The sequence below is a fragment of the Streptomyces sp. NPDC058284 genome (assembly GCF_042881135.1).
Classification (GTDB): Bacteria; Actinomycetota; Actinomycetes; order Streptomycetales; family Streptomycetaceae; genus Streptomyces.
Window position 1 is genome coordinate 1 of sequence record NZ_JBHVYE010000048.1, and the last position, 7,760, is coordinate 7,760.

The 7,760-nt window shown below is 69.4% G+C and carries 7 protein-coding genes; 4 read left to right on the top strand and 3 right to left on the bottom strand.

Going from position 1 to position 7,760, the window contains the following annotated elements; genetic code table 11:
* Positions 1 to 609: 609 nt before the first annotated feature.
* Complete coding sequence (locus ACFVYR_RS36440) at positions 610 to 1,242, top strand: hypothetical protein (RefSeq protein WP_384262416.1); 633 nt, start codon at positions 610 to 612, stop codon at positions 1,240 to 1,242.
* Positions 1,243 to 1,376: 134 nt separating this feature from the next.
* Here the strand turns inward: ACFVYR_RS36440 and ACFVYR_RS36445 are convergent, their stop codons facing one another.
* The gene (locus ACFVYR_RS36445) at positions 1,377 to 2,528 is read right to left on the bottom strand and encodes a hypothetical protein (RefSeq protein WP_384262414.1); all 1,152 of its coding nucleotides are present in this window, start codon (positions 2,526 to 2,528) and stop codon (positions 1,377 to 1,379) included.
* A gap of 296 nt (positions 2,529 to 2,824) precedes the next feature.
* Between ACFVYR_RS36445 and ACFVYR_RS36450 the strand changes: the two genes are divergently transcribed.
* A complete protein-coding gene (locus ACFVYR_RS36450) occupies positions 2,825 to 4,240 on the top strand; it encodes a hypothetical protein (RefSeq protein ID WP_384262412.1) in 1,416 nt (471 codons plus the stop codon).
* A gap of 249 nt (positions 4,241 to 4,489) precedes the next feature.
* The gene (locus tag ACFVYR_RS36455; RefSeq protein WP_384262409.1) at positions 4,490 to 5,173 is read left to right on the top strand and encodes a hypothetical protein; all 684 of its coding nucleotides are present in this window, start codon (positions 4,490 to 4,492) and stop codon (positions 5,171 to 5,173) included.
* Between the two features lie 68 nt (positions 5,174 to 5,241).
* Here the strand turns inward: ACFVYR_RS36455 and ACFVYR_RS36460 are convergent, their stop codons facing one another.
* Together ACFVYR_RS36460 and ACFVYR_RS36465 are read right to left on the bottom strand one after the other, a co-directional pair.
* The gene (locus ACFVYR_RS36460; RefSeq protein ID WP_384262407.1) at positions 5,242 to 5,553 is read right to left on the bottom strand and encodes a hypothetical protein; all 312 of its coding nucleotides are present in this window, start codon (positions 5,551 to 5,553) and stop codon (positions 5,242 to 5,244) included.
* Positions 5,554 to 5,897: 344 nt separating this feature from the next.
* Complete coding sequence (locus ACFVYR_RS36465; protein ID WP_384262405.1) at positions 5,898 to 7,136, bottom strand: protein kinase; 1,239 nt, start codon at positions 7,134 to 7,136, stop codon at positions 5,898 to 5,900.
* Between the two features lie 234 nt (positions 7,137 to 7,370).
* Here ACFVYR_RS36465 and ACFVYR_RS36470 point away from each other — a divergent pair, with 234 nt between their 5' ends.
* Positions 7,371 to 7,553 (top strand): hypothetical protein, encoded by a 183-nt coding sequence (locus ACFVYR_RS36470; protein ID WP_384262403.1) that lies wholly within the window; start codon positions 7,371 to 7,373, stop codon positions 7,551 to 7,553.
* The last annotated feature ends 207 nt before the right edge of the window (positions 7,554 to 7,760 follow it).

The window sequence follows — 7,760 nt, forward strand, 5'->3', positions numbered from 1 at the left end:
GTCCCCGGCGGGGTTCGACGTTCGATCTCTACGCGGCCTGACCCCGGCCCCGGCCTGACCCCGGCCCCGGCCCGGCCTGGCCCCGGCCCTGGCCCCGGCCTGGCCTGGCCGCGGCCTGACCTTGGCCCTGACCCTGGCCTGGCCCCGGTCCCGGCCTGACCTGGCCCCGGCTCCGGCCCTGGCTCCGGTCTGGCCGGTGGGGGCCGGGGTGGGGTCGGCCGTGCTGTCTGCCGGGGGTGGTGTGGGCGTGTGGGTGTTCTGCGTCCGTCGGGGGGCGGGTGTGTTCGGGCCGGTTGTGGGGGCGTATGGAGTGGGTGGTCTTGTCTGCCGGGTGTGGAGCCCGTCTGCCTGCTGTGGTGGGTGGGGGGTGGCTGGGTGTCCGGCCGTCCGCGGGGCGGGGTGTGTCGCGGTGTGTGCTCACCGCCGGTGGGGGGTAGGGCCGTCCTGCCCATGGCCGGTGGGGGGTGCGGCTGTCTCCCTTCATGGCCGGTGGGGGGTACGGCTGTTCCGCCTGGCGCGGGAGGGGGTTACGGGTGCCTCGGTGACGCCGTGCGGAGGGGGCCGGGCCCGGGCGGGCTGGGTAGGCGGGTGCCTTCGGCTGTTTTGCCGATGGAGACCACTGCGGCGACGAGCTCCGACCTTGCCGCGTGGGCTCCGGACGGTCCCGACTTCCTCGCCGCCCAGTGCCGGAACCTGGTCACAGAAGCATCTGCACGACGCGTCGAGCGAGCCAACTCGCCACCCGTGAGGAAGATCCGTGGCGCGCGGGACGCTCTTAAGCGCTCGGAGGACGGCGTCTCACAGGCGGCGAACTCCCTCATTGAGCTGCTCGACAGAATCATGCGCGAGTCCTTCGCTCCGAAAAATGTGCTGCTCTGGGTGGATGAGAACCTGCCTGAGGAGCCGGACCTCATCTACCTTGACGAGGGCGGCCAAAGGAAGCCGACGAAACGAGCCGAAGCCTTGTGCTTCGTCTACAGCGGTGGTCCGGTGAGGGCCCGCAAGGCCAATCCGTACGACGATGGAGAGGGCCCCACCTTCCTCCACGACATCCTGGCTCTCGCCCTGGTCTCAGCGCGGAACAAGCTGCAGAAACTCAAGCACGCAGACAACGGCACACCTGAGGAACGCGAGCAGCTCACGGTGATCCTGTCAGCGCTTGAAGGAGCCCTCATGCTGGGCCTCACGATCGGTGGCCTCTCCGCTGAATCCGCAGGCCCCGGGGAACTCGCTGCCGCATAAGGCGGAGACAAGCCCACCCCCACCACGGACGAATCATCCCGCGACGCAGGTGCCGGAAATCGGGTCCGCCCCGGCCCGCTCGGGCGGTGTCCGGGACGGGCCCGCCCCTGGCGCTCGTGTCGGGCGGGGCGAGGTCACCTGCGCCAGCGGCGGGACAGCAGCCGGCGCCAGAGCAACCGCCGACAGGGAGCAGGGACACGGGGGAGGGGTGCCTGGGCGGGCGGTGGCGGCAGGACGGGTTGCGGCGGAAGCAGCGGTGCTGGCGGCGGTGTTGCCGGGGCGGCGGGCGCCGGTGCCTCGCAGGGAAGCGGGTCGGCCACCGCGGGTGCAGGTGGGGCGGCTTGGCTGTGTGCATGTTCCCGGGCGAGGCGGCGGCGGTGGGCCTCGCGGCCGTGCTGGGCCTTCTCCAGGGCGGTCATCAGGGCGAAGGCGGGAGCGGGGCGGAATCCGGTGTGCTGTCCAAGGGCGATCAGCGGAAGCGGGATCAGGCCCCACCAGGCGGCGCCGTCGGCCGGGTAGGGGTGGGAGATCTTCCAGTCCTTCGCCCAGGAGGCCATCTCGCCGCTCCAGTCCTCGCCCTCGAGGGCGGGGTAGGTGCCGGGGTGGCCGCCATACGGGATAAGGACGGTGTCCTTGGTGATCCAGCAGACCGCGCTGCCCGCCTGGATGAGCTGCCGCTGGACGGAGGTGGGGCACACCTTGGCATGGGTGTCGGGCTTGCCGTTGGGGCGGACCTTGACGGTGCCCTCGGGGCGGTACTGCTGGGGGTCGTCGCGGTCGAAGAACCACCAGTGGGTGGTCCTCTCGCCGTAGGTGGTGCGCACATGCTGCAGGCGGGGGCCGGCCACCGCTGTGGTGAGCGGGCGGCGGGGCCGGTCGATGACGACGACCTGGTCGTCGTGGCGGATGACGAGCGCGGGTGGCAGTTCCCAGCGCTGTCCGGCAAGTTGGGGGTCGATCTGGAGGCAGACGGTGGCGCCGGGCAGGGCGCGCTTCAGCTGGTCGCGCACATCGAGGATGACGGTGAGGTCGGCCTGGATGTCGGCCTGGTGGGCTGCGGGTGCACCGCACCGGTCGGCGCTGGGGTCGCTGCCGTCGTGGCGGAAGCGCGGGGTGAAGCCGGACTGGGGGGTGGCCGGGCCACTGAAGATGAGGTCCTTGCCGCAGGCGCAGCACTGGTAGCGGCCGCCGGCTTTGCCGCGGGGGAGCCGGTTGGCGGCGTCGGGTTCCCGGCGCAGGTCGATGATCCGGCCGCGGTCGCCGGTGTCGATGGCGAGTTCGCTCATGCGAGGCAGTGTGCTGCGCGAGCGCCCGCAGCGTGATCGTTTCGTGGGGATTGGCGGCTGTCCGGGTCCGGCGGTGCGGGCCGGTGTGCGGCGGCTGCGGGTGGGCGAAGGGGCGGCGGGGCGGTTCATGCAGGCAACTCCGGTGAGGGTCATGGCGGTTGGGGAGCCGAGCGGTTCTGGTCATGAGCCTTGCGCCCTGGTGTGTGTCCAGCACTTTGTCCGTACCCTTCGACCAGGTGAACTCCGGACAAGGGGCCCTTTGTCCGGGACACGGCCGGACAATGCCGGGGGGCGCGATGGCGGGCCGCAAGGGCCGGGGACGGGCGTGGGCGCCGCTGCGTGCCCAGACGGAGCAGGCCGCTGAACTGGCCCAGTTCCTGCGCGACCTGATCGACTTCCACGGCGTCACGCTGCGCCAGCTGCAGGACACGGTGATGTACGGGAAGTCGACGATCAGCGACAACCTGAGCGGGAAGGTGCCGCCGAAGGCGTTCGTCGACGCCGTGGTCAGGGCGGTGGTCACCGAGCCCCGCAAACGGGCCCTGGATCTCGACAGGGCGTACCGGCTGTGGGAGGCCGCCCACAATCCGCCCACTGTGCCGCCCGGCAAGGCGTCGGTGCCGCAGGGCGGGGCGCTCGCGGTGATCGAGAAGACCAGCGACCGGCTCGCGGCGATGACCGACCGCACCCTCGAGCTGGAACAGGAACGCCTGCAGGCGCACCAGCTGACGCTGCTCCTGCTGCGCCTGGTGTCCCACCTCCAGGAGCAGCTCGATGAACTGTCCGCGGCCCCGGCCGGGGCCCAGGAGCGGATCCAGGCGCTTGGCGAGCAGCTGCGTGTGGCCAAGCAGGAGCTGGAGCGGGCCCGTCAGGCCCGGCAGGAAGCCGAGCTCCTGGCCAGTCGCGCACAGGCTCAGACCACGGCCCTGCAGGAGGAACTCGCGCAGCTGCGCACCGCGATGCCGACGGGGATCACCGATGCCGCCGGGAGCGTCCAGGAGACGTCGCTGCCAAAGGAGCTGCACGAGGAGTACTTCCTCGCCGACGTCGACCGGGCGCTGCGCACGGCCGAGGGGTTTCTCAAAGACGGTGTCCAGCGCCGCGAGCAACTCTGTGTCGATCTTCCAGACGGGGGCGGCTCTGGTGCGCCGGGCAAGGAGCTGCAGACGTGGCAGGCCATCGCGCTGCTGACGGGCCGGGCGCTGGGCGGGCTGCTGATGATGGCCGGTGCGATGCTCGACTACGCCGTCTCCACCCGTTTCGGCCGCATCTACACCGGGTTCGGCTCAGCACTGGTCAGCATCGGCGTGCTGCTGCTGATCGATCCGTGGGACCTGTACTTCCAGTACGGGCCATTGGTGCGCGCGAAGCTGCGGCGGGAAGCGGCGCCCTATGGCTGGAGCATCGATCTCAACAGTCTCTTCAGCCGCCTCTTCCGTGTCGCCTGGGGGTCGGCCTCCGCCATCGCGGCGGTGTTGAGCGTGGCAACGCTGTTGTGGTGGACTCCTTGGCTGCTCCTGGCCACCGTCCCCTCAGCCGTCCTGTTGTGGCTGGGGACCATCCGCAGCGACAGCACGCCGCTGGTGGAGGTGATGCTGCTGGTCACCAAGCAGGTGGCCCGGCTGTTTCCCGGTTCACCGCTCGCCGAGGCCTTCCGGCTCGAGCCCGCTCCCGCCACCCGGACCCCGTCCGCATCAGCGACCGAGCACTGAGCGGTCCGTCCCCGTTCCTGCCGCACGAGCGGTGACAGCGGTGACAGTGCTGCTCAGACACGTGTTCGCAGATTCTGGCCCCGCAGAGCGGCTCGCCGAGACCATCGCCGAAGCCGCTCTCCGTGACGGTGACGCCTGACCAACCTCCCCGAAGACCAGGCCGTGGCCGCTGCCCTTCCAGGCGTGGCCTGCGGCCTTCCTGTCGGCGAGCTGATTCGCTGACCCGGACCGACGGATACCGTCGGGGGTATGCACAACGACCACCACGACCTCTCCTGGATCGGCGAGCACGCCTACGCCGACACGCCGTCTCGCGGCACACCAGGTATGCGTGACGGGATCTCGTTGACCGCGATACGCGGCATTGATACGTCCGCGTGGCTCGACCGCCTGGGCGCTGTCACGACCGGTACGCCCGTCGCGTACCGGGACTACACCATCCCGGACGACGTCGAAGGGTCGCTCGCCATGGTCGGAACGAGTGGCGGCTGGTCCTTTGTCCTGGAGGACGGGGACGCGGCCACAGTGTTCCTGTCCCAGTTCGACAACGATGACGTTCTCTCCCGTGAAGGAGAGGAGATGGTGTGCCTGACGCTCAACCGCCACGATGCGCCTGCCATGATCCTCTACTCCTCTCCGGCCGATGACCGGATGGCATGGTCGGCTGATTTCGGCACGGCCTTCCTGGACGGATACTCCGCGCTTCCCGAAGACACCGCGGCCCGCCTGTCCGTTCTTGACGACAGGCTCGCTGCTTACGGTGCCGTCCATGCCCGGCCCGCTCCTCCCGCCCGTCCGTGGTCGGAGATGGGCCTGTCGGACTGGGCGCCGGCCGTGTATCGGGCCGTCGGCTGCCTGCTCGGCATCCGGATCGACCGGGACGACGTCGAACAGGGACAGCTGCCCGCGGTAGTACTGCCGGAGCCCGTGTAGACGCGACCAGGACACAAAGAGGGGAGGGGCGGAACGCCTGGCTGGTGTGCCGCCCCTCCCCTGTGCTGTTACAGGGGCAGCTCGTCTTCATGGTGCACCATCCCCGCCAGCAGCGGCATGTCCTCCCGCAGCCGTTCGGCCACCGCCTGCGTGAGCCGTTCGCCGTTGGCCAGCACCTGCCCGCTCCTGCCGACCGCCACAGAGAGCACCTTGCCGTCCGGGGTGAAGTGGTACTTCACATCCGTGCCGCCCGCCATCAACCCGGTGTCGACCGCCCGGTCCCACAACCGCATGAACCGCTCGACTTCCGCCCGCGGGAACGGCGGCGCCGCCTGCGGCTGGACCCCAGGTTGGCGGCGCGCGTCACGCGCCGCGCGCACCTTCTTGATCCGCCATCGTCTTCACGCCTGCCGGGTGGCAGGAGCCGCCACAGCCGGATGAGGAATTGCTGCGTGATTCGTTCCTGCTGGATCCCAGTACTGGACGGCGCAGGGTGCTCCATCCAAAGGAGTAGGCGGCTCGGGTGGCGGCCAGGCGGTCGATGGCAACCGAGCGTCAGGCAGATAAGCCCGATGCGAACGCTGGCGCCCCTGCCCCCGGGCCAGCCAAACTTCCCTGACGTTTGGTCAGGGCTCAGTGAGACGGGAGAGCAGTTCAGCCCCACGGCGGTGCGCTGGTCAGCTTCCTTGGACAGGAACGCGCGTGCCCGCACGTCGGTAACGGATCAACCATCAGCGCGTGCGGCGACAAGGCCCGACTGTGCGATCCAGTCTGCGGCGAGCGCTGCTACCTCGTTGCGGGCGGCCAGGCTGCTGGGCAGCAGGATCCGCCCGTCGCGCCGCCAGCACTTCTCAAGTACGGCTGTGCCGTTGCGCACCTGTTGGACTTCTCCCAGCACGATGATGTCGTACCCGAGGAGGACTCCTCCGATGAGAATTCTCCGGCCTGCGGCGTCGGGCACAGTACTCAGAACCCAGACGTCGTCGGGTTCGAAACCGTCTGGTGAGTTGTCGGGGAATCCGTATTCCGCATCACCGAGCAGGTGCACCCCTTCGGGCCGACGCCGGCCCTCTTCGGGTTCCTCCCAGAGGGCGGAGTCGCCGGTCATTATCTGAGCCAGCTGCCGGGCGGCCTCCGGCAGCAGACGGCGAAGTGCTTCGCTGTTCCGCCGGTCCTGTTCGAAGACGGTCTCCATCACTGCGAATCCGTGACGGTAGGTCTTCGGCCGGACTGTTGCCTCCGGATGCTGGGCTAGCCATGCCCGCAGCTCATCGCGGAACTCTGCCATGGTCAGGCGCTCATGGGGACGGTAGGCCGTCGCGGCTTCGAGAACCTGCGCCAGCTGCAAGCCTGCGTTACCGCCCGACTTCCAGAGATCGAACTCAGGGCCCTGTACGTAGTGAGTGCCCTCTGGCGGATAGCGCAGGCCACGGGCCAGGACGAAGAGAGTCTTGGCCAGCGACCAGACATCGGCGGGAAAGTCCCGCGACGGCTTGCGTCGGCTGCGCATCTCCGGGGCGATGAAGTATATAGGCCCCACGTTCTCGCCGGTCAGGGTCAGTTCTGGTCGCTTGGGCCAGGCCGCGATCCCGAAGTCGCCGACCAGGGGCCTGCCGTCCATCCAGAAGAGATTGGGGGGTTTGATATCGCGGTGGGCGATGCCAAGGTCGGCCAGTCGTGCCAGGGTGTCCGAGATCTCGGCGATGACGCTCACCACGGTGTGAAGGCCCGGCACACCCTGGGCTGTCCGGTCATGCAGGGCGTCAGACAGCATCTGAGCGGTCGGCATGACGAACCACTCCGGGTCCGGACTGCTGTCCATGTCGAGAACGGGGAGCACTCCCGTCTCGCGCGCCTTGGTCAGGTCGTGCATGCGGCGGGCTTCTTCACGGAACCGAGCAAGCGTCACCGCGTCGGTCTTCCGGGGCAGTTTCAGCACCGCCTGCCGATTCGTGCCGTCCACGACGCGGATGACGTGCTTGACCTTCTTGTTGACGAGGCCTGCCCTTTGCCAGGGTCCCCACGGCCCAGCGGCTTTCTGAGGCCGCACATGTGTTGACATACCCACGGGACCCTATCTCGCTGCTCTCATGCCTGCCCATGGATTTCAGATGTGCAGGAGGCCCAACCCCGAGGCGTGCTCACCGGGTTGCCTGGTGATGGGCAGCCGGTCGACGGCTAGACTAGGGTCAGCGCCGTGAATCTTGCCCTCTTCGACCTGGACAACACCCTCATCGACCGCCAGTGGGCTTTGCACGAGTGGGCGGCCGGCTTCTGCCGCGAGTGTGGCCTGGACGAAGGAGCCGAGCGGCACCTCGTTGACGCGCTGGGGGAGCGGGCCTACCCGCACACCTTCGAGCGGCTGCGCCAGGAGCATTGAGCATGTTGCGACGCTGGCGACGTTCGGGGCGGTGTGGGCGGTCCTTGCGGTCGGGCACAACCTGGCGGATCACGTGATCGGTCAGACCGACCGACAGGCCGCGGGTAAGAGTGCGGCGTGGGGGGCCGGGGTGGCCGCCCGCCGGGACCCCCCGCCGGACGGGGGGGGGGGGGGGGGGGCACTGAAAGGAAAATGGGCGGGAAACTA

What these genes read in the sequence shown, in the direction of transcription:
- ACFVYR_RS36440 (WP_384262416.1), top strand. Translation starts at nt 610, where the DNA reads ATGGAGACCACTGCGGCGACGAGCTCCGACCTTGCCGCGTGGGCTCCG.
- ACFVYR_RS36455 (WP_384262409.1), top strand. Translation starts at nt 4,490, where the DNA reads ATGCACAACGACCACCACGACCTCTCCTGGATCGGCGAGCACGCCTAC.
- ACFVYR_RS36450 (WP_384262412.1), top strand. Translation starts at nt 2,825, where the DNA reads ATGGCGGGCCGCAAGGGCCGGGGACGGGCGTGGGCGCCGCTGCGTGCC.
- ACFVYR_RS36445 (WP_384262414.1), bottom strand. Translation starts at nt 2,528, where the DNA reads ATGAGCGAACTCGCCATCGACACCGGCGACCGCGGCCGGATCATCGAC.